Source organism: Pseudomonas sp. Con_6 (assembly GCF_059379395.1).
Genome location: NZ_CM182011.1, coordinates 6709588 through 6735817 on the forward strand (window position 1 = coordinate 6709588; position 26230 = coordinate 6735817).

Consider the following 26230-nt stretch of genomic DNA (forward strand, 5'->3'; position numbering starts at 1 on the left):
CACATAACTCATTGATCTAGCGGGGACGGCGTGGGAGCGGATTCATCCGCGATTGGGCGCGAAGCGGCCATAAAACCTGTATCTGCGGTGTGTCAGGAGAACTCGGTACTCAGGTTTTACGACGGCTGCGCCGCCGATCGCGGATGAATCCGCTCCCACGCCGATTGCAGACACCCATAAAGATTACGCAGTGCGCTCTGGCTCCTTGATCTTGTACCAGGCCACATACAACGCCGGCAGGAACAGCAACGTCAGCAACGTCGCGACAATGATCCCGCCAATCATCGCGTACGCCATCGGCCCCCAGAACACCTCGCGCGCGATCGGGATCATCCCCAGGCTCGCCGCCGCCGCCGTCAGCAAGATCGGCCGGCGCCGGTGGTTGGTCGCTTCCACCACAGCATCCCACGGCGCATACCCCTGCGCCTCGTACTCGTCGATCTGCGTCACCAGGATCACCGAGTTGCGGATGATGATGCCGATCAGCGCCAGGATCCCGAGAATCGCCACGAAGCCCATCGGCGTCCCCGTCGGCACCAGCGCCAGCACCACGCCAATCAACCCCAGGGGCGCCACGCTGGCCACCAGAAACAGCTTCTGCACGCTGTGCAACTGGATCATCAGGAAGGTCGCCATCAGGAACAGCATCAGCGGAATCACCTTGGCAATCGGCCCCTGCGCCTTGCCGCTCTCCTCCACCGTACCGCCCGTCGCTACCTCGTAGCCCGTGGGCAGCTTGCTGGCGAATTCGTCGATCTGCGGCTTGAGCTGCTTGACCAGGTCGGTCGGCTGGATCTCGTCACGCACCGAGGCCTTGATGGTGATGGTCGGCTTGCGATCCCGCCGCCATACCAGCGGTTGCTCAAGCTCATAGCGCACCGTGGCGAACGCCAGCAGTGGAATCGAGGTGCCGCTGGGGGTGACGATCTGCAGGTTCTGCAAGGTCTGCGGCGAGCCGCGCTCGCTGTCCTCGGCCCGCGCCACCACGTCGATCAGGTAGATGTTGTCGTGCACTTCGGTCACCGGCGCACCGCTGACGATGGCCTGCATCACATTGGCCACATCCTCCGACGACAAGCCAAGCTGCCGCGCCTTGTCCTGGGCGATCTCGATGCGCAGCACCTTACCCGGCTCGTTCCAGTCATAGATCATTTCGCCGATATGCGGGTTGCTGTCCAGCAGGGTTGCCAGGTCGATGGCGTGCTTGCGCACCAGGTCGATGTCCTTGCCGCTGACCCGGTACTGGATCGGCCGCCCCACAGGCGGGCCCATTTCCAGCGACTGGACGTTGCTGCCGATGCCGACAAAATCATCCCGCAGGCGTTTCTCCAGCCGCGCCTTGAGCGCTTCCCGCGATTCGAAGCCCTTGCTCACCACCACCAGTTGCGCGTAGTACGGGTTCTGCAACTGCTGGTCCAGCGGCAGGTAGAAACGCACCGCGCCCTGGCCGATGTAGGTGCTCCAGTGGGCAATGTCCGGGTCGTCCTTGAAGGTCGCCTCAAAGCGGTCGACCACCTTGCGCGTCTCCTCGATCGAAGCGTTCTGCGGCAGGTTGATGTCCACCAGCAGCTCCGGCCGGTCCGAGGACGGGAAGAACTGGTTCTGCACGAAGCGCATGCAGAAGATCGACAACGCGAACAGCAACACCGTGCCGACAATGGTCAGCCAGCGATGGCGCATGCACCACAGCAGGCCGCCATGGAAGGCCTTGCCGACCCGCCCGGGCTCGGCCTCGTGCTTCTTCAGGTTGCTGTTCAGCAGATGCACGCCCAGCACCGGGGCGAACAGCACCGCGACGATCCATGACACCAGCAACGCCACGGCGATCACCGCGAACAGGGTGAAGGTGTACTCCCCCGCCGAACTGGCATTGAGGCCGATGGGCACGAAGCCGGCCACGGTCACCAGGGTGCCGGTGAGCATGGGGAAGGCCGTCGAGGTGTAGGCGAAGGTCGCCGCCTGTTCCTTGCTCTCGCCCATTTCCAGGCGGGTGACCATCACCTCCACGGTGATCATCGCGTCGTCCACCAGCAAGCCCAGGGCGATGATCAACGCGCCGAGGGAAATCCGCTGCATGGTGATGCCGCTGTACTCCATGAACACGAACACCATGGCCAGCACCAGCGGAATCGAGCAAGCCACCACCAGCCCGGCGCGCACGCCCAGGCTGACGAAGCTCACCAGCAGCACGATGATCACCGCTTCGAACAGCGCGCTGGTGAAGCCGCCGACGGCCTCCTTCACCACCACCGCCTGATCGGACACCGTGTGCACGCCGACGCCCACCGGCAGCTCGGTGATGACCTGGTCCATCTTCTCCCGCAGCAACTGGCCGAACACCTGCATGTTGCCGCCGGACTTCATGCCGATCGCCAGGCCGATGGCCTGCTGCCCGTTGTAGCGGAACTGCACCGTGGGCGGATCGGCGTAGCCACGGCGGATCTCGGCGATATCGGCGAGGCGGTAGAAGCGGTCGTCGAGGCGCAGGTTGACCTCGGCCAGGTCCTTCTCCGAGGCGAACTGGCCGCTGGTGCGCACGGAAATCCGCTCCGGTCCGGCCTCGATCACCCCCGCCGGGGTCACCGCGTTCTGCGCCTGCAGGGCCTGCACCACCTGGCGCTGGTCGATGCCCAGGGCCGCCAGCTTGCGGGTGGAGAAGTTCAGGTAGAGCACTTCGTCCTGGGTGCCGATCATCTCGACCTTGCCCAGGTTCGGCACCTCGCGGATCTCGGCGCGCACCTGCTCCACGTAATCGCGCAGCTCGCGCATGCTCAGGCCGTCGGCGGTAAAGGCATAGATCGAACCGAACACATCGCCGAATTCGTCGTTGAACCCCGGCCCCTGGATGCCCTGGGGAAACTCGCCGCGGATGTCCTGGACCTTCTTGCGCACCTGGTACCAGATCTGCGGGATGTCCGCGGCCTTGGTAGTGTCGCGCAGGTACACGTAGACGGTGGATTCCCCCGGTCGGGTGTAGCTCTTCACGTAGTCGAGGGAGTCCAGTTCCTCAAGCTTCTTCTCGATGCGATCGGTGACCTGCAGCAAGGTCTCGTCCTGGGTCGCGCCGGGCCAGCGGGTCTGGATCACCATGGTCTTGATGGTGAACGACGGATCTTCCTCACGCCCGAGGTTGAAGTAGGAAAACACCCCCATCAGCAGAGCGACGAACATCAGGTACCAGACGAACGACTGGTGGCGCAGGGCCCATTCGGAGAGGTTGAAGCTTCCTTTCATCGCGTTCCTTCCTCATCGAGCCTGACCTTCTGCCCCGGCTTGAGGCTGTTCACCCCGGCAGTCACCACCCGTTCGCCAGGTTGTACACCCGACGCCAGCAGCACTCTTTCCGGCCCTCGCTCCAGCACCTGTACATCCCGTGGATTGACCACCTTCTGTTGCGTGTCGACGATCCACACCCGAGTCTTGCCATCCACCTCCTGCACCGCACTGGGCGGTACCTCGCTGCGCGGGGTCACTGCCGATTTGAGGGCAACGCTGATAGAGGTACCGAGGCGCAAGCCCGCAGGTGTTTCATTCAGGGTCAGGCGGGTACGCCGGGTACGCGTGCTGGCGTCGGCCTGGGGCTCGATCTCGCGGACCACGGCGTTGGTGCGGATGCTGTCGTCCAGTTGCGCCATCACGGTGAATTCCACACCCTGGTCCAGGGCATCGGCGAGGGAGGTCGGCAGATCGATCACCGCTTCCTTGATGTCCGGCCGCGCCAGGGTCACCACCGCCTGCCCGGCGGCCACGGTCTGCCCGGCTTCGGCTTGCCAGTTGGTCACCACGGCGCCGTGGTCGGTGCGCAATTGCGCATAACCCAACTGGTCGCGGGCCTGCTGCACCGCGGCCTTTGCCTGTTCGAGGGTGGCGCCGGTGGTCTTCAGGTCGGTCTGGGCGATATCCAGTTGCGCCTGGGCGCCGACGCCGCGGTCATACAGCTGTTGCTGGCGACGGGCATTGGCCTGGGCATTGATCCACTGCGCCTGGACCCGAGCCAGATCGCCCTCGGCGGCACGCAGCTGGTTCTGCTGGTCGGTGGGATCGAGGCTGGCGAGCACATCACCGGGCTTCACCGTGGCGCCCACGTCCACCCAGCGCCGGGCGATACGACCGCCGACGCGAAAGCCCAGGGTACTTTCATAGCGGGCCTGGATGGTCCCGGCGAAACGCCCGAGGTTGAGGGCGTCCTGGGTCTGCACCTGCATCGACAGCACCGGACGGATCGGCTCCGGCGCCTCCTTTTCTCCGCCACAGGCCACCAGCAGCAGGCAACCTGCCACAACCACACTGGCCTTCATGGCTTAACCCCCGCGTTATCGGCGATTTCCACCTGCATGCCGGGGTGCAGCAACTGGCCGCCACGGATCACCACTGACTGACCGCTCTGCAACCCATCGCTGACCACCACCTTGCCCGTCAGATAACGCCCGACGGTGACCTTCTGCAGCTGCACCTTGTTACCTTCGCCCACCAGCCAGACGGCAGGCTCGCTCAGCTCCTTGGTCAGCGCCGACCAGGGCAGCTCGATGCCAGGACGGCCCTTGGGATTGCCGGTAGCACTCACCGCCGCGCCCAACACCATGCCTTCGGGGACCGCGTCGAGACCGATCTTGACCTGCACCGTGCCGCTCTGCGCCGACACCGTCGGGGTGACTTCGCGCACGTGCCCGGTGGTCTGAACCTTGGGATCGTCGATCAGGCTGACGGTGATCGCCTTGCCGCTGTCCGGCGACAGCAGCAGCGACTCGTAGACGTTGAACACCGCATCGCGCCCGCCATCCCGGGCCAGGCTGAAGATCGGTACCGTGGCCTGGACCACCTGGCCGACCTCGGCCTGGCGCTCGGTGATGATTCCGGGGGCATCGGCGACCAGCGCCGTGTAGCTCAGTTGCTCCCTGGCATTGGCCAGTTGCGCTTCAGCCGCTTTCAGCGCGCTCTGGCTGCTGCGCAGCGCAGCCTGGGCCGAGTCGTACTCGCTCTGGCTGGTGTAGCCCTTGGGCAGCAGCTTCTGCTGGCGCACGAAGGCCGCCGAGCTCTGCGTCACCCGCGCCCGCGCTGCCAGCACCTCGGCGTTGGCCGAGTCGACATTGGTCTGCAGGTCCTTGGGATCGAGCCGCGCCAGCACCTGGTTGGCCTTGACGTGGTCGCCCACGTCGACGCTGCGGGAAATGATCTTGCCGCCCACGCGGAACGACAGGTCACTGTGTACCTGGGCCTGCACATCGCCGGAGAGGGTCACCTGCGCGGCAAAGTCGCCCGGCTCGACCTTCTGCACCGCCACCCGCGGGTGCTGTGGCGCTTGCGCAGGCTTCTCGCGACAACCCACCAGCCCTAGCGCCAGGCCCAGGCACAAAATCGAACAAGAACGCGACAGCTTCATGCGAGCTCCTTTGCATGTGCCGGTGCGATGGGGAACGTGATTAATGCGATTGTTAGCGTAGATCAGGGTATGGATGCTGCCCACGCAAAAATGAGAACGCCCCTACACGGAGTTGAGATAAATCAGTCAACTTCGCAGGTGGTTGGTTCAACTTGGCTTTCTGCATCTGCAAGCCCATCGGCCATGGAGCGCGGTAGGTGCCAGAACGACGGATCGCCTCAATAGCCACTCCTGCTGAACGCCTGGGTCACTCGGTAATAGCGGCGCCACCACAGGCTCCAAAAAGGGCTGTCCATGCGCTGCAGCTTCAGATCGTGAGCCTGCGCGTCCCTGACGAACTGCTTCTCACGAGCGAAGTTGGTGTCGCTCCACTCGATTACTCGTCGGGTCGTGCTGCGCAGATGCGGCTCGCGAGCCACGCGCGACGGCAGGTAGCCCTTCACCTTGCCGAGCGCAATACCTCGCAAAGCATCGACATCGCTCTGTGACCTTGCCTCCGGCAGGAAGGTGCGGACATTGTTATCCACACGGTTCTTTACTCCATGAGAAGTACGAGAGAGGTTGACCAGATCATCGCCTTGCAAACGGTGGACAATTTCCCTGAGGGGCACGTCTGGCAACTGCTGAAGCATCGGATAGGGCTGCTGGCCTGCTCCCACAGGAAGAGCACTTCCAGCCTGGCGACCTGGCCTGAACATCTGCCACCCATGGCTGAAGCCGCCTGCGATCCTTCCTCCCAGCATGCTGGCTCCTGACGCCACGGACCTGGCCGCAGCGAAAGCTAAAGTGTTCGCGCCCCGCCCCAGAAACTGGAACACCCACCCAAGCGAGAAATGTCCGCTCGGATCCTGCCGATTGACCGGATCATCCAGGCAATAGACGTAGGCGTTCAAACCACCGCGTCCGAACGGACTCCAGCTGTCAGGGCTGTTGAAGCGCATGAGGATGGGGTTGTAGGCGCGGTAGCCATTACCCAGCACGTAGTGGCCATGCAAGCGTGGCAGCAATGGTCGGGCATCACGGGGCAGCAGCGTGTTGTTCATCGACAGGGTACCTGAGGGGCAGGAACGATCAGCTGTCAGCATACAAACGACGACACAAGGACATAACTGACAGAACTGCCAGTACCGAACGGCCATACTGGGCACCTTTTCCCCTGCGGAACACCGTCGATGCTCACCACCCTCGCCGTCGCCAACTACCGCTCGATCAATCGCCTGGTGCTGCCGCTGGGTCGCCTGAACCTGATCACCGGCCCCAATGGCAGCGGCAAGTCCAACCTGTACAAGGCCCTGCGCCTGCTGGCCGAGACCGCCCAGGGCGGTGTCGTGAATGCGCTGGCCAGCGAGGGCGGCCTGGAGTCGACCTTCTGGGCCGGGCCGGAACGCATCAGCCGGCGCATGAGCCAGGGCGAGGTGGCGGTCGAAGGCGGGCCGCGGCAGCAGGCAAAGCGTCTGTGGCTGGGCTTTGCCAGTGAGGACTTCGGCTATGCCATCGGCCTCGGCCTGCCGACACCCTCGTCGGTCACCCGCTTCGCCCTCGATCCGGAAATCAAGCGCGAAAGCCTGTGGGCAGGACCAGTGTGTCGACCCTCGAGCCTGCTGGTGGACCGCCGCGCCACATTGATCAAGGCCCGTGAAGGCCGCCAGTGGGACGTGCTGGCGCAGCATGCGTCCTGTGCCGACAGCCTGTTCGACCAGGTCGGCAACCTGCGTTCATCGCCGGAAGTGCTGGTGCTGCGCGAGCAGATCCGCGGCTGGCGCTTCTACGACCATCTGCGCACCGATGCCCAGGCGCTGGTTCGCTCTCCCCGCCTGGGCACGCGCACGCCGGTGCTGCACCACGATGGCCGTGATCTGGCCGCGGCGTTGCAGACCATCATGGAAGTGGGCGACGTACAGGCCCTGCACGACACCATCGCCGATGCCTTCCCCGGTTCACGGCTAGGCATCGATGGGATACCCGGAGGCCTGTTCAGCGTGCAGTTGCACCAGGAAGGGCTGCTGCGGCCACTGTCGGCAGCGGAGCTGTCGGACGGCACCCTGCGCTACCTGCTGCTGGTGGCGGCGCTACTGACCCCGCGCCCGCCGACCATGATGGTGCTGAACGAGCCGGAAACCAGCCTGCACCCGGACCTGATCCCGGCGCTAGCGCGCCTGATCATCAAGGCTTCGCAGCAGTGCCAGGTGTGGGTGGTGTCGCACTCGCGCGGGTTGATGGAGGCGCTGGAGGGCGATGCGACCTGCAACTCCATCGTGCTGGAGAAGCACCTGGGGCAGACCCGGGTGGTGGGCCAGGGGATGCTGGATGAGCCGATGTGGAACTGGCCAGAGTGAGGTTTTTCGAGAGTTAGCGCTCATTCCACATGGGGGGGAGGAAGGTGGTTATCAAGATTTTTCTGCGAATACACATCGACCCTTTCCCGAACGCCAGGCGAAATCTTGCGAAGCTCCGCCAACTGCACCGGGCTGAATTCCTGCAACACTTTGTCAGTAAAGATAAAGTCGAACGTCGAACCCGGCTTGAGTGGCGGCTTTGGTTTCGGCAAAAGCCACTTGAATGCGGACCCCGGCATTTGCTACGGAAACAAGCGAGCCATCTTCAGGCCGAACCAGGGAATATGCCCACTCGGATCCATCCCGTTCCTCGGGTCTGTTGCCTGGCTGGCAGAATCATAAGGTACGGGTGACTACTCAGCGACGCGGACATTGACGGCGATGCTGGATGCGCCGGACAGCAAGCGGCAGACGCCAGACTATGCTCTCTTCACCCTCACCATGACGTGTGTTTGCGGTTTGGCCCCTCCGAGGAAAGTCTCTTCCCGTCGCAAGATACCCACTCTCACGGTCAAGTTCGCGTTGTGCATATTCTTGTAAAGAGCCTTGGCGGTACTCAGCGACATTTGTTTGCTGGCTTGGGATATGGCAATGCCAGGGAGTTCGCCCATTCCCGCCGCGATAACATTTTCGACAGGCGACGCCAGGCCTTTCTCGTGCGATGGCCGAAAGCCTGCGGGCCTTGTGTTGTACTCGTCAAAGTTCTTTTGAGAGAACGCATCTACCTGATCACGAGCAGATCGAGACGTACTACGAACCGACGTGAGGTCTCGAGGATTCAAGTGCTTCAGCACGTCGGGGGGAAAATGGACGTTGTTTCCATTGTTCGCTTGCAGGACTGCTGCTGGACTGACGTGCTCGACACTGGGAAATGAAGATAATGAAGTGGTCGTGGTCGCGGTCGACGACGAGCGACCCTTTCTTGCGCCAAGAGGCGTTTCAGGCACCGTTTCAATCTTCAAGGCAGGAAAGGGCAGCGTGTTTTTTGCGCGTGGTCGACGATGCAAAAAGCGAGAAAACAGTTTAACGATCCACGGAGCATGCCCACTCGGATCCACGGCATTTACCGGATCCCCCAGGCAATAGGCATAGGCATTCAACCCACCTCGCCCAAAGGGGCTCCAGCTATCTGCACTGGTAAAGCGCATCAACACCGGGCTATAGGCACGATAGCCCTGGCCCAGCAGGTAGTAGCCCGTATTCCGGGCGGAGAGATCCGGAGATTGCGCGGTCTTTTCGTTCACGACTGACATGGGCGGCACCTGAGGGGCTGTAGGCTGGCTTGCCTCCAGCATATCCGTCGGTGCCGCCCTGCCTAGCTGGCAGATCTATCAGGTTGACCATGACACCTGACAATAGCTATCTGTGTCAGCCCTGCCACTTGCCCCCTTCGACGATCACGCTTTCCGGCTTGGTGTCATCGCTCAGTTCCTTGCGCACGTACTGGTCATACAGCTTGAGCAGGTACTTCTGCTCGCCCAGGCGCGCCAGCTCGGCGTTGACCCAGTCGCGCAACTCGATATTGCCCTTCTTCACCGCCGGTGCGATCGGTGCTTCCTCTCCCAGCAGCTGCGGCAGCACGCGGTAGCCCGGGTTCTGCTTGGACCAGCTGAACAGGATCAGGTTGTCCTGCGCATAGGCATCGCCACGCCCATTGGCCAGGGCCTGCAGCGACTCGCTGTTCTTCTCGAACTTGAGCAGTTTCCAGTCCGGATGGTTCTTGGTCAGCCAGATATCGGCGGTGGTGCCGGTAGTGACGATGGTGGTCTTGTCCGCCAGGTCGTCGAGCTTCTGCACGCTGCTGCCGTCCGCCACCAGGGCCTGCACCGCCACGCGCAGGTTGGGGTTGGTGAACTCCACCGCTTCCTTGCGCTCCGGGGTCACGGTCATGTTGGCCAGGATCAGGTCGACCTTGTCGCTCTGCAGGAAGGGAATGCGGCTGGCCGGTTCGACGGCAACGAACTCCACCTTGTTCTCGTCGCCCAGCAGCGACTTGGCGAAGGCACGGCCGATATCGGTATCGAAGCCAACGTAGCGGCCAGTCTCATCGACGAAGCCGAACGGCGGCTTGTCGGTGAATACGCCGACGATCAGCTTGTCACGGGCCTTGATGGTGTCCAGGTAGCTGGAGGTGGCCGGCGCCGGGGTGGCGGCGGCGGATTTTGGCGGTTCTTCAGCCTTGTTGCAGCCGGCGAGCAAGGCCAGGCCGAACAGGGACAACAGCAGTTTCGAGGTCTTGGCAGTCTTCATATCAGTTCCTTTTGAGGTCGCTCCGGCAGGTTTTCGACGTAGGAGAATTTCTCCAGGAACTGCTGCGCGCGTGCGGTCTGCGGGTTCGTGAAGAAGCGCTCGGGGGGACTCTGTTCAAGGATCCTGCCGGACTCCATGAACACGATCCGATCGGCCACCGCGCGAGCGAAGGCCATTTCGTGGGTAACGATAAGCAGCGTCATGCCGTCGCGGGCCAGGCCCTGGATCACCTGCAGGACTTCCTTGACCATCTCCGGGTCGAGGGCTGCGGTAACCTCATCGAACAGCATCACCCGCGGGTTCATGCACAGCGAACGGACAATGGCGATACGTTGCTGCTGGCCGCCGGAGAGCTGGCGCGGGTAGGCGTCGCGCTTGTCCAGCAGGCCGACCCGGGCCAGCAGCGCCTCGGCCTGGGCCTGGGCTTCGTGGCGCTCGCGCTTCTGCACCTTGAGCGGGCCGAGCAGCAGGTTATCCAGCACGGTCATGTGGCCGAACAGGTGATAGCTCTGGAACACCATGCCGACCTGCTGGCGGATTTCGCGCCAGTCGGTCTTCGGGTCCAGCAATTCGCGGCCTTCCAGGCGCAGGCTGCCGCTGTGGGCGGTTTCCAGGCCGTTGAGGCAGCGCAGCAGGGTGCTCTTGCCGCAGCCGCTGGGGCCGAGGATCACCACCGTTTCGCCGGCCTGCACGGCCAGGTCGAGGTCCTTGAGCACCTGCTGCTCGCCGAAGTACTTGTTGAAACCCTTGAATTCGATCAATGCGCTCATGCGTGCGTCCAGCGCCGCTCAAGCGCCCTGGAGGCGGCCGAGAGCGGGTAGCAGATGAAGAAGAAGAACAGGAACAGCGCACCGTAGATCAGCACCGACTCATAGGTGCGCTCGATGATCTGCTGGCCGACCTTGATTACGTCCACCACGCCGATCAGTACGGCCAGGGAGCTGGTCTTGATGATGCGCGTGTAGATGTTGATGGTCGGCGGGGTCATGCGCTTCAGCGCCTGGGGCAGCAGCACGTAGCCGTACAGCTGCCAGCCGGCCAGACCGATGGACAGGCCCGCCTCGCGCTGGCCGCGGGGCAGCGATTGCAGCGCACCCCGCACCACTTCGCCGACTTCGCTGGCGCCCCACAGCGCCAGCACCAGCACCGCGCACCAGAAGCTAGGCAGGCTGACGCCAAGGAAGATCGGCAGACCGAAGAACAGCAGGTACAGCCAGACCAGCACCGGAATGGCGCGGAACAGCTCCAGGTAGATCCGCAGCGCCACGTTCACGCTGCGCTTGCCAAGGGTCGCCAGCACGCCGTAGAGCACGCCGCCCAGGGTCGCGAAGGCGATGCCCAGCCCCGAGATCGCCAGGGTTTGCGCGGCGCCCTTGCCCAGTTGCGGCAAGGACACCAGCAACAGTTCAAGACCCGAACTGGCCATGTTGCAGCCTCCTTTCCAGGCGGCTCAGCAGCAGCGACAGCGGCAGGAACAGCAGGACGCAGATCAGCGTCATCACCGCGAGCATCTCGTAGGTCTTGTAGTAGAGGGCGATGTAGCTCTTGGTCGTGTAGAGGATCTCCGGCACCGCCACCGCCGAGACCACGGTGGTTTCCTTGAGCAGGAAGATGAAGTTGGCGAACAGCGCCGGCAGGCTGAGGATGCCGGCCTGGGGCAGGATCACATGGCGCAGCAACTGGCCTTCGGACAGGCCGATGGAGCGGCCGGATTCCAGCTGTGCGGCAGGCACCGCTTCGACGCCGGCACGCAGCACCTCGGTGAGGTAGGCACCACCAAGGAAGGTCATGGTGATGATCGCGGCGGCGAAGCCGGAGATCTTCACCCCCAAGGCCGGCAGGGCGAAGTAGACGAAGAACAGCTGGATCAGCAGCGGGGTGTTGCGTGCCAGTTCGATGTAGAGGGCAACCAGGCGGTGCAGGACCGGTGTGCGGTAAAGCAGGATCGGGGCGTTGACCAGTGCCACCAGCAGCGAGGTGGCGATGGCGATCAGGCCGACCTGCAGAGTGACACCCACGGCCTTGAGAAAGGCGGGGAGCGTGCCGAGGATGAAAGCGAAATCGAAGCTCATGAAGGGAAGTCTTTTCCAAACCGGCCCGGGGTAGACGGGTGGTTATCCACAGGGTTCGAGGCGGGTAAGCCTCACTGAAAAGACTTTAAAGACATAAAAAACTTTATTTAAATACTTTTATTGCATATGCATATGCACTCGCTCATCTCACTCTCCTGATAGCAAGTGAGATACCTGCAAGGAATTTCGTGAGTTTCGCGTCCCTTTCCTGAGATATCACGTTGTTACGATCCGTGGCCGTGAACTTGTGGCTAGTGTCCATAGGCCGGTTTGTAGGAGGCATCTTCGTATTCAGTATTCTCATAGAGAGAACACCATTACCGCGTGCCATCGAAAAGCGGTTGAACCCCTCGACGTTCCTGGTCTCGATCGCACGGACAAAGTCATCAAAACCTTTTGGTTTCCGACGAGGCCGTTCGGGGCTAGCCTGACGGGGTGGAGTCTGGGGAGATGCATCAGGGGGGACAGCAGGAGACGTCGAGGGGCGACGCGACCTTGTCCGTGCCAGCACGTGAGATGTCGATTCGGAAGGCATTTGCGATGGCCGGTCAGGCCCGGATCTGCTCAGCCCTTGGTGCACTTGTTCATCGAGACCGAAGGCTTGCGCATGCGTTCTCTTGAGCTCGGATAACCTTCTTCCGGCAATTATCCGCGGGTCGTAGTAAATCTGCCGGTTACCCACGGGGCCCGCCCGAAACAGGTGGCTCCAAGGCATATGCCCGCTGGGATCACTCTGATTGACCGGTTCGCCACCACAATAACAGTAAGGGTTGAGACCACCCCACCCGAAAGGACTCCAGCTGTCCGGCTGGAGGAAGCGCATCAGCACCGGGCTGTAGGCACGGTAGCCGTTGCCCAGCAGGTAATGGCGGCTGGCTGATTCGGACAGTCTCGGCATGTCCATCGCGCTCTTTCGAACAAAGGAGACTCAAGTGTATCGCCGTATCTGCCAGCTCATAACTGGTAGAAATGTCAGGTCCGGATGTGCATCGGGGCCGCTAAGCGGCCCCAACTGCCAAGGACAATCAGAACGCCGGCAGAACCGCGCCGCTGTATTTCTTCTCGATGAACTGCTTCACCTCAGGCGACGTCAGCGCCTTGGCCAGCTTCTGGATGGCGTCGCTGTCCTTGTTGTCCGGACGGGCCACCAGGAAGTTCACGTAAGGCGAGTCGCTGCCTTCGATCACCAGCGCGTCTTTCGCCGGGTTCAGGCCGGCTTCCAGGGCGTAGTTGGTGTTGATCATGTCCAGGTCGACCTGGTCCAGCACACGCGGCAGCATGGCCGATTCCAGTTCGCGGAATTTCAGCTTTTTCGGGTTCTCGGCGATGTCTTTCGGGGTCGCCAGGGCGTTTTGCGGATCCTTCAGGGTGATCAGGCCAGCCTTCTGCAGGAGCAGCAGGGCGCGACCGCTGTTGCTGCCTTCGTTCGGGATGGCGACGGTGGCGCCGTCCTTCAGCTCGGACAGGCTCTTGACCTTCTTCGAGTAGCCACCGAACGGCTCGACGTGAACACCGATCACGGTGACCAGGTTGGTGCCCTTGCCTTCGTTGAAGTTCTTCAGGTACGGCAGGGTCTGGAAGTAGTTGGCGTCCAGGCGCTTCTGGTCGACCTGCACGTTAGGCTGCACGTAGTCGGTGAAGACCTTGACTTCCAGGTCCACGCCCTCTTTGGCCAGGGTCGGCTTGATCAGCTCCAGAATCTCGGCATGCGGAACCGGGGTAGCGGCTACCACCAGTTTCTCGGCAGCCTGGGCAAAACCGGCAACCGACAGCGCGGCAGCCAGGGCAGTCATCAACAGAGCTTTTTTCATGTGCAGTCCTTATTGGTATTCCGCGCCTCGTGGGCGTCGATCGTGTTGGCTGGCCGGGCCCGTATTGCCCGGCGTGAGGCGGACAATATCGGGATTTTTTATTCCCGAACAATATCTTTTGGTTAGCCGCTTATTCCTTTTTTGAAAATTCTCGTCATGCAGGGAGCGCAACGCTCTAGCTCGCGACTTGCGTCAGGCGCAACAGGGTTTGCTCCAGCAGCTTCTGCAAGGCGCGTCGCTCCTGGGCGTCGCCCAGCGCGGTGATGCGCTCCAGGCGCTGGGCCAGGGCGTGCAGCGGGGTGGGCAGGTTCAGGTGCTCGGCGAGGATCTCGTCGCCGCTGCCTTGCAGCAGGGCAAAGTGGATGACGTTCTCCAGCTCGCGGGTGTTGCCCGGCCAGTCGTGCAGTTCCAGCACGCGCTGGGCTTCTTCGCTGAGCAGCGGCACCGGGCGGTTGAGCTTGGGGCTGTAGATGCCGACGAAGTACTCGGCCAGCGGCAGGATATCGCCGACCCGCTCGCGCAGCGCCGGCAGCTCCAGGCGGCCTTCGTGCAGGTAGTCGAACAGCCGCGGGTGGAAGTGCCCGGCAGCCACCGCCTCGGCCAGGTCGATGCTCGACGCGGCGACCAGGCGCACATCCACCGGATGCGGCTGTTGCGCGCCGACGCGGTAGACCTCGCGGTTTTCCAGGGCGGCCAGCAGCTTGACCTGAATCGGCAGCGGCAGGTCGGCGATTTCATCGAGGTAGAGGGTTCCGCCATTGGCCGAGCCGAACCAGCCGGCGCGGCTGCTGGCGGTGCCGCTGTGGCTGCCGGCGGTATAGCCGAACAGCTCGGCGTCGGCGTAGGTCGGGCTGATCGCCCCGCAGTTGACCGAGACGAACAGACCGCCGCGGTCACTGGCGCGGTGGATCTGCCGGGCCAGCAGCTCCTTGCCGGTGCCGCTTTCGCCGCGGATCAACACCGGCAGGGCCAGCGGCGCCAGCAGTTCCAGTTCCTCGCGCAGCTGGCGCGAGCGCGGATCGACGAACACCAGCGCCTTGGCGCGGATGCTCAGCGGGCTCTTGTCGAGCTCGGGGAAGGTCAGCAGCGGCTGGCCGAATGTGTCTTGTGCAGTCATGGCAAAGCTCCCGCCCGGGCTCCTGGCCCGGGCGTTGCGAAAGAGGAAATAAGGAAAGCGGGTAGCGGATCAGGCGCGGCGCAGGGCGCCCTGTTCCATTCGGCTCTGCAGGCGGTAGAGGTAGGCGAAGCCCTGCTCCCAGGTGTGGTGGCCGGACTTGACGTTGATATGCCCGGCGCCGCCGAGCACCCCGGCCTCGGCGCCCCAGGCGCGGGCCAGTTGCATGGCACGCGGCGCGCTGACGGCGGGGTCGTTGTCAGAGGTGACCACCTGGCTGGGGAACGGCAGCAGGTCCATGGGGATCGGGGCGAAGTTGCGCAGGGCCGGCGAGCAGGCCGGGCGCTCGACATCCGCCGGCGCTACCAGCAGCGCGCCACGCACCCGGCGGCGCAAGGCCGGGCTGGCCTGGGCGGCCCAATGGGCGACGGTGATGCAACCCAGGCTGTGGGCGATGAGGATCACCGGCGCGTCATCGACGGCAATCGCTTCCTCCAGCGCCGCAACCCAGTCCCCGCGCTTCGGCGTCAGCCAGTCGGCCTGTTCGACACGGGCGCTGTTGGGCAGCGTCTTGTGCCAATGGCTTTGCCAGTGCTGCTCGGGCGAACCCTGCCAGCCCGGCACAATCAGGTAACGGATCGACTCGTTGCGCATGGGGAATTGCCTCCTGCTGCGGTTGCTTGCATGCGAGGAAGTATTGGCGAGGGAGTTATATCCGTAAAGGAATAAGAAGCTATTTATTAATAACCATATTGAAAGCGGGACCGGCAGGCGGTCCCGCGTGCCGTCAGTTGACGGTCTGGTTCCACTCGGCGGTTTCGTAGCCTTCGATCAAGGCGTCGATCAGGCTTTTCGCGGCTTCCACGGCGTGCAGGGTCAGCCAGGGGAAGCTGCTGGTGCCGGGGGCCGGGGTCAGGGCGAGTTGAGTGGATTCGTAGGCGCAGCGCAGGAACATCGAGGCGTGGATCAGGGTGCTGCGGGGGTCGATGCCGGGGTTTACGGTGAAGAGTGGGGGGTGGTTGGGGCATGCGCCGAAGGGGCGGGAGCAGGTTGGGGCTAAAGGTGGATCGGGGACAACTTTTTTCATCGGTAACCTCCAGTGGTCGCTTTGGGCGCCGACACCCGATCGTTTCCACACGATTTGGGTGGCAGCTGTACGCGGGGTGGAAAACCGGGTCACTGGAAAACCCGGCAGACCCGAAGGTCTCCCGCGCACAGCCGCCGTAGAGGCTGTTTTCCAAGTGACTACCAATGGGTTTCCACACCCACTCGCCAGTGCATCAGCGAACGCAGAAGACTAGAAGGTGGGGTTTCCATGGGCAAGGAAGACAGTACCGACAGAACGCGTAGGTTACGTCCTAGGATTTTCAGGTGCCAGAAACTTTATGTTTGGAGGTGTCTGGAATGCGGTCTCTGTAGGAGTCCACTCAGCCCGCCGGGCTGCGCTGTCGCGCAGAGAACTAGACCGCAAGTGCGCAGCAGTCGGCGTGGGAGCGGATTCATCCGCGATCGGCGGCGCAGCCGTCGTAAAACCTGAGTCCCAAGTTCTCCTGACACACTGCAGACTCAGGTTTTATGGCCGCTTCGCGCCCAATCGCGGATGAATCCGCTCCCACACCGTCCCTGCTAAATCAATGAGTTATGTGGTGTTCCATGAGAGAAAAAAGCAAAACAAAAAATGGATTTTGCGAATCACCTTGATTAGCTGTACAGCTAAACAAGCAAAATCCAAAAAATCTTTACAGCCATAGCACCACCATCACCCCCAAAAAAAAGCCAGCCCCTGCCACAGGACCGGCCTCAAGTTTGCCTGAGTTGCGTGTTGCTCAGCGGGCGGTGATCACCGACAACTTGGTAATCCCCGCACGTTCGATCGAGGCCATGGCGCGCGCCACTTCCCCATAATTCACTCCATCATCCGCCTGCAGTTGCACCCGCACCTCGGGGTCCTTGGCCTTGGCCGCCTGCAGGTTGGTTTCCAGCAGATCCGGCTGGATTTCATCCTTGTTGATGAACAGCTTCCCTGCCCCGTCGATGCTCACCACCAACGGATCCTTCTGTTCCACCGGGGCCACGGCCTCGGTCTTGGGCAGGTTGATCGGGATGGCGTTGGTCAACAGCGGCGCGGTGACGATGAACACCACCAGCAGCACCAGCATCACATCCACCAGCGGCGTCACGTTGATCTCGCTGAGTACCTCGTCGCTGTCCTGGGTCGAAAAGGCCATGTCACACCGCCTCTTTCACAGGCTGGCCCGCGGCGTTACCGGCCTTGAGCAGCGTTGGGTGGGCGATGACGCGGAAGGCGCTCTTCTGCGCGAGGCTGTAGAAGTCGTGGGCAAAGTCGTCCAGATCTGCCGCCGTGAGCTTGAGGCGACGCAGGAAGTAGTTGTAAACCAGCACCGCCGGCACGGCGACGGCGATACCCACGCCCGTGGCAACCAGCGCCGCACCGATAGGACCAGCCACGGTTTCCAGGCTCGCCGAGCCCGCCGCGCTGATGCCCTTGAGCGCTTCCATGATCCCCCACACGGTGCCGAACAGACCGATGAAGGGCGAGGTGCTGCCGATACTGGCGACCACGGCCAGGCCGGTTTCCAGCGAGCGGCGCTCCCGCACGATCTGCTGGCGCAGGGCACGCTCAAGACGGTCCTGATGGTTGATGGCGTGGCTCAGGTCGGTGGCCTGACCCGGTTCGCCGACGGCGATGGCGGCATAGCCGGCCTGGGCGACACGGGCGGCGGAACCCGGTTGCGAGTGGGCCAGTTCGGCCGCCGAATCAAGACTGGAGGCGGCCCAGAATTGCTTGTGGAAACGCTTGTCCTGGTTCTTCAGGCGGACGAACTGCACGGTCTTGACCAGGGCCAGGCCCCAGGTGACGACGGAGAAGCCCACCAGCAGCCAGATCACCGCGCTTTCGATGGACTCAAGGGGGGAAGCCAATACGCTCATGATGTGTTCTCTCTCGGGTTGCGCGAATTTGGGTTAGCGAATCTTGAAATCAATGGGCACGCTCACCCAGCCTTCCTGGGGTACATCGCCCTGCTTGGCCGGCACGAAGCTCCAGCGCTTCACCGCGGCCAGCGCGGCGTCATCGAGTTGCTGGCGACCGCTGCTTTTCTGAATCTGGATCTCGCCGGGCTTGCCGGTGGCGAGCACCTTGACCCTCAACAGCACGGTGCCTTCCCAGCCGCGACGCTGGGCCAGCGACGGGTATTCCGGCGCCGGGTTCTTCAGGTACGCGGCGTTGGCCGAGGCCGGGGTTACCGGGGCCGGCGCAGGTGGCGCTGGCGGTTGTGGCGCGGCGACCGGCGGGGCCGGGGTTGGCGGCTGTTCCACCGGTTTCGGCTCGGGCTTGGGCGTTGGCTTGGGCACGGGCTTGGGCTTGGGTTTCGGCACCGGCTTGGGCGGCGGCGGCTTCACAGCCAGCTCGTCCTCCACAGGCGGTGGCGGCTCGACCACTGGTGGCGGCGGCTCGACAACGGGCGGAGGTGGTTCCACCACCGGCGGCGCCGGCTGGGAGAATTCGATGGTCATCGGCGGAATTTCCGGTGGCACCACGGGCAACACCGGGGTCGGCTTCTGGCTGATCCAGTAAGCGGCCGCGCCATGCAGAACCAGGGCGAAGATCCCCAGCAGGACTTTCTCGCGGCCTTTCAGCGCACTGCGAGGCGCCTGCTGCAAGCGCTGCTGCCCGAGCGGCGAACGGTGCGGCCGGCCAATATCGACCAGTTCGCCCGGCGTCGGGCGCCACAGCACGTCACGGGCGCTGGCGGCGGTCTGGACATTACCCATTGATCAACTCCTGGGGGTTCGGTGCATTCCATCGAAGGCGGTTGAAGTGGCCTTCGCTTGACAGGAATGATCCGGCGCAGACGCTTATCTCCGAAAGTAATCTTTAAAGTTATGAATAGAATTTTCAGGAATATATTGTTTTCGAGGATCGCTGGAGCCCTTGCGGATCAAGGGCTCCAGCGAACAAGGCTTTTTGCCATGCCTTTGCTGCATGGAAAATATTCCCCAAAGGCATGGGAAATCGGCGCTTTTGCTGACTGAAATCATATGCATTTCAGTTCTTTATTTATGTTTTTACATGCTTTTACTGAATAAAAGATTGCCTTTATAAGGTGTGCCATGCACATCGACCTGCGCCAGTTGCGCCACCTCCTCGCCCTCGCCGAACACCGCAGCTTCGTGGCTGCGGCGGGTTCCGTGCGCCTTTCACAATCCGCCTTCAGCCGGAGCATCCAGGCGCTGGAGCTGAGTGTCGGCTGCCAGCTGGTGGACCGCGCGAGCAAGGACCTGGCGCCGACCCGGCAAGGGCTGGTGGTGCTGGAGCATGCGCGGCGGCTGATCAGCGGTGCACATCAGTTGAGCAACGAGATTCGGCAGTTCAATGACCTGGAGGCCGGGGAACTGTGCTTCGGGCATTCACCGGCAAGTAGGCTGGTGACGCGGGCCATGACCGGATTTGTCGGGCGTTATCCGAAGGCTCGGGTACGCGTCCAGACGCAAGAGCTGGGCAAGCGGTTGCTGGCGGATGAGCTGGAGTTCTTCGTGGCCGACAGTCGTGGGTTCGAGGGGGATTCGGCGTTTCAGGTACTGCGATTGAAGCCGAGGGCCTGGCAGTTCTTCGTGCGCCACGGGCATCCGCTGGCCGAGCAGACACGTGTTTCGGAAGTAGATCTTAAGGCCTGGCCGCTGGCCATTTACGCCGGAGAGCCGAGTCTGGGCGAGTTGGGGGCGACGATTGAATATGCGGAAGGCTTGCAGGCGCTGGTAGCCGGATCGGATGCGATCGGGGTCAGCCATGATGGGGTCGGACTGGTGCGGTTGAACGGGATCGAGGTGCCGGAGGCACGATATGCGATTGTCAGCCGGGCCCGGCAAAGGTTGTCGCCGTTGGCGGAGGCGATGGTCAGGGAGATTCTGGCGGTGGATCAGGCTGAGGGTGGTGCGAGCCTGGAGAGGATGGCGGTCTAGATTCGAGGGCCCTATCGCGGGTAAACCCGCTCCCACAAGGTCCGCAGTGCACGCGATACCTGTGGGAGCGGGTTCACCCGCGATGAGGCCCTAGAGGCCTCAGATATTCTCGACCTTCTGCCACACCTTCGGCTTGAAGAACAAGGTCTCGCCCCGCGCCAGGCCGGTCAGGCTGTCATGGTCCTTGACCACTTCCGCCTCGATCAGCTCGTTCTGCCCTTCCACCTTCAGGGTCACCCGGGTGGTCGCGCCCAGCGGCCGAATATCCCGCACTTCCGCCACGTGATGGCCTTCCACTTCATGCCGCGACAGCGACACTTCGTGCGGACGGAACAGCACATGCTGGTTGTCGCTCAGGTGCAGGCGGTTGGAGTCGCCGAGGAAGTGATAGACGAAATCGCTGGCCGGGTTCTCGTAGACCTCTCCCGGCGAGCCGATCTGCTCGATCACGCCCTTGTTCATCACCACGATGCGGTCCGCCACTTCCATGGCTTCTTCCTGGTCGTGGGTCACGAACACGGAAGTCAGGTTGATGTCCTCGTGCAGACGCGCCAGCCAGCGGCGCAGCTCCTTGCGCACCTTGGCGTCCAGCGCACCGAACGGTTCATCCAGCAGCAGCACCTTGGGCTCTACCGCCAGGGCGCGGGCCAGGGCGATACGCTGGCGCTGGCCCCCGGAAAGTTGCTCCGGGTAGCGGTCGGAGAGCCAGTCGAGCTGGACCATGTTCAGCAGCTCATGGACCTTCTCGGCAATCTTGCTTTCGCTCGGACGCTCGCCCTTGGGCTTCATGCGCAGGCCGAAGGCGACGTTGTCGAACACGCTCATATGGCGGAACAAAGCGTAGTGCTGGAACACGAAACCGACGTTGCGATCGCGCACGTCGTGGCCGGACACGTCTTCGCCGTGGAAGACGATATTGCCGTTATCCGGGGTTTCCAGGCCGGCGATGATGCGCAGCAGGGTGGTCTTGCCGCAGCCGGACGGGCCGAGCAGGGCTACCAGCTCGCCGCTGTTGATGTCCAGGTTGATGTTGTCCAGGGCCTGGAAGGCGTTGAAGCGCTTGCTGACGTTACGAACTTCGATCGACATGAATTATTCCTCCGCCGCACTGTGGCGCAGACGGTTAATGCGGTTCTCGCTCCACTGCTTGAGCAGCAGGATGAAGAGCGCCAGGATCAGCAGCAGGCTGGCCACGCTGAAGGCCGCGACATGGTTGTATTCGTTGTAGAGGATCTCGACATGCAGCGGCAGGGTGTTGGTCACGCCGCGGATGTGGCCGGACACCACCGACACCGCGCCGAACTCGCCCATCGCCCGCGCGGTGCACAGCACCACGCCGTAGATCAGGCCCCACTTGATGTTCGGCAGGGTCACGTGCCAGAACATCTGCCAGCCGTTGGCGCCGAGCAGGCGCGCGGCCTCCTCTTCCTGTGTGCCCTGCTCCTGCATCAGCGGGATCAGTTCACGGGCGACGAAGGGCACGGTGACAAAGATCGTCGCGAGCACGATCCCCGGCAGAGCGAAGACGATCTGGATATCGTGGTCTTGCAGCCACGGCCCGAACAGGCCCTGGGCGCCGAACATCAGCACGTACACCAGACCGGCGATCACCGGCGAGACCGAGAACGGCAGGTCGATCAGGGTTACCAGGATGCTCTTGCCGCGGAAGTCGTACTTGCTCACGCACCAGGCCGCGCAGACGCCGAACACCAGGTTCAGCGGCACCGAGATGGCCACGGCGAGCAGGGTCAGTTTCAGGGCGGACAGGGCGTCGGCTTCGAAGATCGCTTCGAAGAAGGTGCCCAGGCCCATCTTCAGGCCCTGGGACACCACGATCACCAGGGGCAGCAGGAGAAACAGGGCGAAGATCAGCCAGCCAAGGCCGATCAGCACACGCCGGGCAGTGGCGCTGCCACGGCGGGCGGCGTTGGCCGAAGCGGCCGCGCCAATTGCGGATGCAGACATGCTCAGGCCTCCTTCAAGGGGTTTCGATGCGCCGCTGCAGCAGGTTGATCAGCAGCAGCAGGATGAAGGAAACCACCAGCATCAGCACGCCGATGGCGGTGGCGCCGGTGTAGTCGTACTGGTCCAGCTTGACCATGATCAGCAGCGGCAGGATCTCGGTCTTCATCGGCATGTTGCCGGCGATGAAGATCACCGAGCCGTACTCGCCGACGCCACGGGCGAAGGCCAGGGCGAAGCCGGTCAGCCAGGCCGGCAGCAGCGCCGGCAGCAGCACGTGGCGGAACACCTGCAGCGGCTTGGCACCGAGGCAGGCGGCGGCCTCTTCGACTTCCCGGGGGATGTCGGCGAGCACCGGCTGCACCGTGCGCACCACGAACGGTAGGGTGACGAAGGTCAGTGCCAGGGTGATGCCGAGCGGGGTGTAGGCGATCTTGAAGCCGAGGTCGGTGGCGAACTGGCCGACCCAGCCGGACGGGGCGTACAGGGCGGTCAGGGCGATACCGGCAACGGCGGTGGGCAGGGCGAATGGGAGGTCGATCATCGCATCGATGATCTTGCGCCCGGGGAAGGTGTAGCGCACCAGGACCCAGGCCAGCAGGGTACCGATCAGGCCATTGATGATGGCGGCGAAGAGAGCGGTGCCGAAACTCAGCTTCAGCGCGGCGAGGACTCGCGGGGCGCTGACGATGTTCCAGAACTGCTCCCAGGTGAGCTGCGAGGCGTGGACGAACATGGCTCCCAGCGGTATGAGCACTATCAGGCTGAGGTACACCAAGGTGTAGCCCAGCGTCAGCCCGAAGCCGGGTATGACGGGAGAGATACGACGTGACATAAAGGTCCCTGGTTGAACGCACGAAGCCCGGGACTAAGCCCGGGCCCATGCTGGCTACGAAACGGCAAGCATTCTATTCAGGCGCGATCACTGCGCCGAGTAGATCTGGTCGAACACGCCGCCATCATTGAAGAACTTGGGTTGGGCAGTCTTCCAGCCACCGAAGTCTTTGTCGATAGTGACCAGGTCCAGTTTCGGGAACTGGTTGGCGTACTGGGCTGCGACCTTCTCGTCACGCGGACGGTAGAAGTTGTCGGCGGCGATCTTCTGCCCGACCGGGCTGTACAGGTACTTGAGGTATTCCTCGGCGATCTTCTCGTTACCCTTCTTCTCGGCGTTCTTGTCGACCACAGCCACCGGCGGTTCGGCGAGGATCGACAGGGACGGCACGACGATCTCGAACTTGTCGCTGCCACCGTCTTCCTTCAGCGCCAGGAAGGCTTCGTTTTCCCAGGCCAGCAGGACGTCGCCCTGGCCATTGTTGACGAAGGTGATGGTCGAGCCGCGGGCGCCGGTGTCCAGCACCGGTACGTGCTTGAACAGCTCCTTCACGTATTCCTGGGCCTTGGCTTCGCTGCCGCCTGCTTTCAGGCCGTAGGCCCAGGCGGCGAGGAAGTTCCAGCGGGCGCCACCGGAGGTTTTCGGGTTCGGAGTGATGACGGAAACGTCCTTCTTGATCAGGTCGCCCCAGTCCTTGATGCCTTTCGGGTTGCCCTTGCGTACCAGGAACACGATGGTCGAGGTGTACGGGGTGCTGGCGTCCGGCAGGCGGGTCTGCCAGTTCTCCGGCAGGGTCTTGCCGAGCTTGGCCACTTCGTCGATGTCGCCGGCCAGGGCCAGGGTCACCACGTCGGCGCGCAGGCCGTCGATCACCGCGCGGGCCTGTTTGCCCGAACCGCCGTGGGATTGCTGGATCTTCACCTTGTCGCTGGGGTTGGCCTGTTGCCAGTGCTTGATGAACTCGGCGTTGTACTGCTGGTACAGCTCACGGGTTGGGTCATAGGACACGTTCAGCAGCTCGTAGTCCTTGGCAATGGCGGAACCGGCAAACACAGCACTGGCAAGTGCGGCCAGGGCATAACGGCGGATAGACATGGTGAAGCTCCCGATTTTGGCGTTTTTCTAATTAGGTGACCCGGTGTTGGCGAGCTTCAGCTCGGCTTGTTGCCCGGGTTCTGCAGACGGAATTTTTCCTTGCGTTCGATCTGTACGACCTGAGCGTTGTGCACGGTAATCTCCACCGCGCCGAAACGCAGGTCACGCAATGCGCTCTGGATTTCGCGCAGGATGGTTGCTTCGTCCTGACCGTCAACGCTACGCAGAGATGCGCTCATGCTCGTGCTCCTTTGAGTGTGGGGGCCCGGGAGCAGCGAGGTAGGAAGGTGACTGCGCCTGGTGTGGGAGCAATCTTATGGGGGGCTGAATATTCTTAAAAATACTATTTAAGAATTTTTATATAACTGAATTGATGATTGGTCCTGGAGCGTATCGCGGCCCCTGTGGGAGCGGGTTCACCCGCGATTGCGGTGGTGGACTCACTATCGCAATCGCGGGTGAACCCGCTCCCACAGGGTCCGCGTGCAGCCTTACCAGCGAAGGTCCTGCGGCGGTACTGGGCGGCCATACCAATACCCCTGACCCATGTCGCACTGGTGCTCCAGCAGGAAGCGCGCCTGCTCCGACTGCTCGATCCCCTCGGCATGGATCGCCATCCCCATGCTCCGCGCCAACGCAATGATCACTCGCACGATGGCCACGTCATCGTCGTCATTGGGCAACCCGGCGACGAAGCCCTGGTCGATCTTCAGCTTCTGTACCGGCAGGCGTTTGAGCCGCAGCAGCGACGAATAGCCGGTGCCGAAGTCATCGATGGCCAGCCGCAACCCCAGGTCGCGCAGGCGATGCAGCTGCTCCAGCGCCACCTCCGGATCATCCATCACCGCACTCTCGGTCACCTCGACCTCCAGCCGCGACGGCTCGAGCCCCGTGTCATCGAGCACCTGCGCCACCTGCTTGTACATCTCGCGATGGGCGAACAGGCGGCTGGACACGTTGCAGGCAACGAAATCGAGCACCTTGCCCTCGCCCAGCCAGCGCACCATCTGCTGGCAGGACTCGCGCATGACCCACATGTCGATATCGGCGATCAGCCCGGTGCGCTCGGCGATCGGGATGAACTCCCCCGGCGGTACCAGCCCGCGCTGCGGGTGCAGCCAGCGCACCAGGGCTTCGGCGCCGATCATCCTGCCGCTGAACAGGTCGTGCACCGGCTGGTAGTAGACACGCAGTTCGCCCTGTTCCAGGGCCCGGCGCAGCTCGCTGGCGGTCTCCACCCGCTGCTGGGCATGGGCGGTCAGTTCCTCGGTGTACAGCGCGTAGCCGGAACGGCCGTTGCCCTTGGCCTTGAACAGCGCCGCATCGGCATTGCGCAGCAGTTGCTCGGCACTCTGCGCATCGCTGGGGAACAGGCTGATGCCGATGCTGACGCTGCTGAACAGGCGGTGGTTCTCCAGCTCGTAGGGCTCTTTCAGCACGTTGACGATCAGTTGCGCCAGGTCCGCCGCCTGCCCCACCTGGGCGCAGTTCTCGCTGAGGATGGCGAACTCGTCGCCACCCAGCCGGGCCAGGGTGACTCCGGGATCAATCACCAGCTTGAGGCGGTCGGCCACGGCCTTGAGCAACTGGTCGCCGATGTTGTGGCCCAGGCTGTCGTTGATGCTCTGGAAATGATCGAGATCGAGCAGCAGCAAGGCGCAGCCGCGCTTGTTGGCCTGCGCCGCCGCCAGTGCCTGCGCGGCACGGTCGTTGAACAGCAGGCGGTTGGGCAGGTTGGTCAGCGGATCGTGGTGAACCAGGAAGGCCAGTTCGCGCTCGGTATGCTTGATCGCACTGATATCACTGAACACGGCGACATAGTGGGTCAATTCGCCGCCATCGTCGCGGATCGCGCAGATGGTCTGCCACTGCGGGTATACCTCGCCGCTCTTGCGTCGGTTCCACACCTCGCCGCTCCACTCACCCTTGTCGTCGAGGGCGGCGTACATGGCCTGGTAGAAGGCTTTGTCGTGGCGGCCAGACTTGAACTTGTTCGGGCGCTGGCCGATGACTTCCTCGCGCTGGTAGCCGGTGATGTTCATGAAGGCGCGGTTGACGTGGACGATGATGCCGTCCCGGTCGCTGACCAGCACCCCTTCCAGGGTGCTGTCGAACACCGCCGCAGCCATGCGCAGGCGCTCGCGGTCTTCGCGGCGCAGGCGTGCACCGAGGCCGATGAAGTTGAGCAGGCGCACCCGTGACAGGAAGATGAGCACGGCGCTGCAGGCCGCCCAGGTGTAGGCATTGACCAACTGCCAGTTGGCCTTATCCACCGGATCATCGAAAACACTGCTTAATATTTGATCAGATACGACCAGCCACAACAGCGACAGCACCAGGTACAGCGCGGCCATGCGCAAGGCGTCTCGTGCGGAAACAGACATAGCGTCTC

General features: G+C 63.0%; 22 protein-coding genes and 3 pseudogenes. 2 read left to right on the forward strand and 23 right to left on the reverse strand.

The window, feature by feature from the left end; all coding sequences use genetic code 11:
• Positions 1–183 precede the first annotated feature (183 nt).
• The 4 genes and pseudogenes from AC5QPF_RS30345 to AC5QPF_RS30360 all read right to left on the reverse strand — a co-directional run.
• On the reverse strand, positions 184–3234 hold the full coding sequence (locus tag AC5QPF_RS30345; RefSeq protein ID WP_494961253.1) for an efflux RND transporter permease subunit: 3051 nt from the start codon (positions 3232–3234) through the stop codon (positions 184–186).
• Complete coding sequence (locus AC5QPF_RS30350; RefSeq protein ID WP_494961254.1) at positions 3231–4298, reverse strand: efflux RND transporter periplasmic adaptor subunit; 1068 nt, start codon at positions 4296–4298, stop codon at positions 3231–3233. The genes AC5QPF_RS30345 and AC5QPF_RS30350 overlap by 4 nt, the downstream gene beginning before the upstream one ends.
• Entirely contained in the window at positions 4295–5380 is a 1086-nt protein-coding gene (locus AC5QPF_RS30355) for an efflux RND transporter periplasmic adaptor subunit (protein WP_494961255.1), read from the reverse strand. The genes AC5QPF_RS30350 and AC5QPF_RS30355 overlap by 4 nt, the downstream gene beginning before the upstream one ends.
• A 770-nt stretch (positions 5381–6150) precedes the next feature.
• Positions 6151–6369: pseudogene (locus tag AC5QPF_RS30360) on the reverse strand (RHS repeat-associated core domain-containing protein); the annotation flags it as partial.
• Positions 6370–6552: 183 nt separating this feature from the next.
• On the opposite strand from AC5QPF_RS30360, the gene AC5QPF_RS30365 reads away from it, so the two are divergent.
• Complete coding sequence (locus AC5QPF_RS30365; RefSeq protein WP_494961256.1) at positions 6553–7716, forward strand: AAA family ATPase; 1164 nt, start codon at positions 6553–6555, stop codon at positions 7714–7716.
• 1040 nt (positions 7717–8756) lie between these two features.
• Here the strand turns inward: AC5QPF_RS30365 and AC5QPF_RS30370 are convergent.
• From AC5QPF_RS30370 to AC5QPF_RS30430, 13 genes and pseudogenes are all read right to left on the reverse strand, one after another.
• Positions 8757–8915 (reverse strand): annotated as a pseudogene (locus AC5QPF_RS30370) (RHS repeat-associated core domain-containing protein); the annotation flags it as partial.
• Positions 8916–9084: 169 nt separating this feature from the next.
• Positions 9085–9966: a transporter substrate-binding domain-containing protein gene (locus tag AC5QPF_RS30375; RefSeq protein WP_494961257.1), complete on the reverse strand. Its 882-nt coding sequence runs from the start codon at positions 9964–9966 to the stop codon at positions 9085–9087.
• Positions 9963–10736, reverse strand: a complete 774-nt coding sequence (locus AC5QPF_RS30380) for an ATP-binding cassette domain-containing protein (RefSeq protein WP_494961258.1) — start codon at positions 10734–10736, stop codon at positions 9963–9965. Before AC5QPF_RS30380 ends, AC5QPF_RS30375 begins: the two co-directional genes overlap by 4 nt.
• Positions 10733–11392, reverse strand: a complete 660-nt coding sequence (locus AC5QPF_RS30385; RefSeq protein ID WP_494961259.1) for an ABC transporter permease subunit — start codon at positions 11390–11392, stop codon at positions 10733–10735. Before AC5QPF_RS30385 ends, AC5QPF_RS30380 begins: the two co-directional genes overlap by 4 nt.
• A complete protein-coding gene (locus tag AC5QPF_RS30390; protein ID WP_494961260.1) occupies positions 11373–12038 on the reverse strand; it encodes an ABC transporter permease subunit in 666 nt (221 codons plus the stop codon). The genes AC5QPF_RS30385 and AC5QPF_RS30390 overlap by 20 nt, the downstream gene beginning before the upstream one ends.
• Before the next feature lie 709 nt (positions 12039–12747).
• Positions 12748–12942, reverse strand: a pseudogene (locus AC5QPF_RS30395) (RHS repeat-associated core domain-containing protein); the annotation flags it as partial.
• A gap of 121 nt (positions 12943–13063) precedes the next feature.
• A complete protein-coding gene (locus tag AC5QPF_RS30400; RefSeq protein ID WP_494961261.1) occupies positions 13064–13849 on the reverse strand; it encodes a MetQ/NlpA family ABC transporter substrate-binding protein in 786 nt (261 codons plus the stop codon).
• A 175-nt stretch (positions 13850–14024) separates the two neighbouring features.
• The gene (locus AC5QPF_RS30405; RefSeq protein WP_494961262.1) at positions 14025–14966 is read right to left on the reverse strand and encodes a sigma 54-interacting transcriptional regulator; all 942 of its coding nucleotides are present in this window, start codon (positions 14964–14966) and stop codon (positions 14025–14027) included.
• A 69-nt stretch (positions 14967–15035) separates the two neighbouring features.
• Positions 15036–15617 carry an alpha/beta hydrolase gene (locus AC5QPF_RS30410; protein WP_494961263.1) on the reverse strand — a complete coding sequence of 194 codons (582 nt, stop codon included), beginning with the start codon at positions 15615–15617 and terminating at the stop codon, positions 15036–15038.
• Between the two features lie 133 nt (positions 15618–15750).
• Positions 15751–16050, reverse strand: a complete 300-nt coding sequence (locus AC5QPF_RS30415; RefSeq protein ID WP_494961264.1) for a DUF3077 domain-containing protein — start codon at positions 16048–16050, stop codon at positions 15751–15753.
• A gap of 739 nt (positions 16051–16789) precedes the next feature.
• Positions 16790–17191 carry an ExbD/TolR family protein gene (locus AC5QPF_RS30420; protein ID WP_009041659.1) on the reverse strand — a complete coding sequence of 134 codons (402 nt, stop codon included), beginning with the start codon at positions 17189–17191 and terminating at the stop codon, positions 16790–16792.
• Position 17192: 1 nt separating this feature from the next.
• Positions 17193–17915 (reverse strand): MotA/TolQ/ExbB proton channel family protein, encoded by a 723-nt coding sequence (locus AC5QPF_RS30425; protein WP_042130055.1) that lies wholly within the window; start codon positions 17913–17915, stop codon positions 17193–17195.
• 33 nt (positions 17916–17948) lie between these two features.
• Positions 17949–18758, reverse strand: a complete 810-nt coding sequence (locus AC5QPF_RS30430; protein WP_494961265.1) for a TonB family protein — start codon at positions 18756–18758, stop codon at positions 17949–17951.
• Between the two features lie 339 nt (positions 18759–19097).
• On the opposite strand from AC5QPF_RS30430, the gene AC5QPF_RS30435 reads away from it, so the two are divergent.
• A complete protein-coding gene (locus AC5QPF_RS30435) occupies positions 19098–19946 on the forward strand; it encodes a LysR family transcriptional regulator (protein WP_494961266.1) in 849 nt (282 codons plus the stop codon).
• Positions 19947–20045: 99 nt separating this feature from the next.
• On the opposite strand, the gene AC5QPF_RS30440 is transcribed toward AC5QPF_RS30435, so the two are convergent.
• The 6 genes from AC5QPF_RS30440 to dibA all read right to left on the reverse strand — a co-directional run bounded on the left by AC5QPF_RS30440 (position 20046) and on the right by dibA (position 26222).
• Positions 20046–21035, reverse strand: a complete 990-nt coding sequence (locus AC5QPF_RS30440; protein ID WP_494961267.1) for a TOBE-like domain-containing protein — start codon at positions 21033–21035, stop codon at positions 20046–20048.
• A gap of 3 nt (positions 21036–21038) precedes the next feature.
• Entirely contained in the window at positions 21039–21911 is an 873-nt protein-coding gene (gene cysW, locus AC5QPF_RS30445; protein WP_494961268.1) for a sulfate ABC transporter permease subunit CysW, read from the reverse strand.
• Between the two features lie 13 nt (positions 21912–21924).
• On the reverse strand, positions 21925–22743 hold the full coding sequence (cysT, locus tag AC5QPF_RS30450) for a sulfate ABC transporter permease subunit CysT (protein ID WP_494961269.1): 819 nt from the start codon (positions 22741–22743) through the stop codon (positions 21925–21927).
• A gap of 87 nt (positions 22744–22830) precedes the next feature.
• Entirely contained in the window at positions 22831–23838 is a 1008-nt protein-coding gene (locus tag AC5QPF_RS30455; RefSeq protein ID WP_494961270.1) for a sulfate ABC transporter substrate-binding protein, read from the reverse strand.
• A 56-nt stretch (positions 23839–23894) separates the two neighbouring features.
• Positions 23895–24077, reverse strand: a complete 183-nt coding sequence (oscA, locus tag AC5QPF_RS30460) for a sulfur starvation response protein OscA (protein ID WP_007941032.1) — start codon at positions 24075–24077, stop codon at positions 23895–23897.
• Positions 24078–24329: 252 nt separating this feature from the next.
• Positions 24330–26222 carry a phosphodiesterase DibA gene (gene dibA, locus AC5QPF_RS30465; protein ID WP_494961271.1) on the reverse strand — a complete coding sequence of 631 codons (1893 nt, stop codon included), beginning with the start codon at positions 26220–26222 and terminating at the stop codon, positions 24330–24332.
• Positions 26223–26230 lie beyond the last annotated feature (8 nt).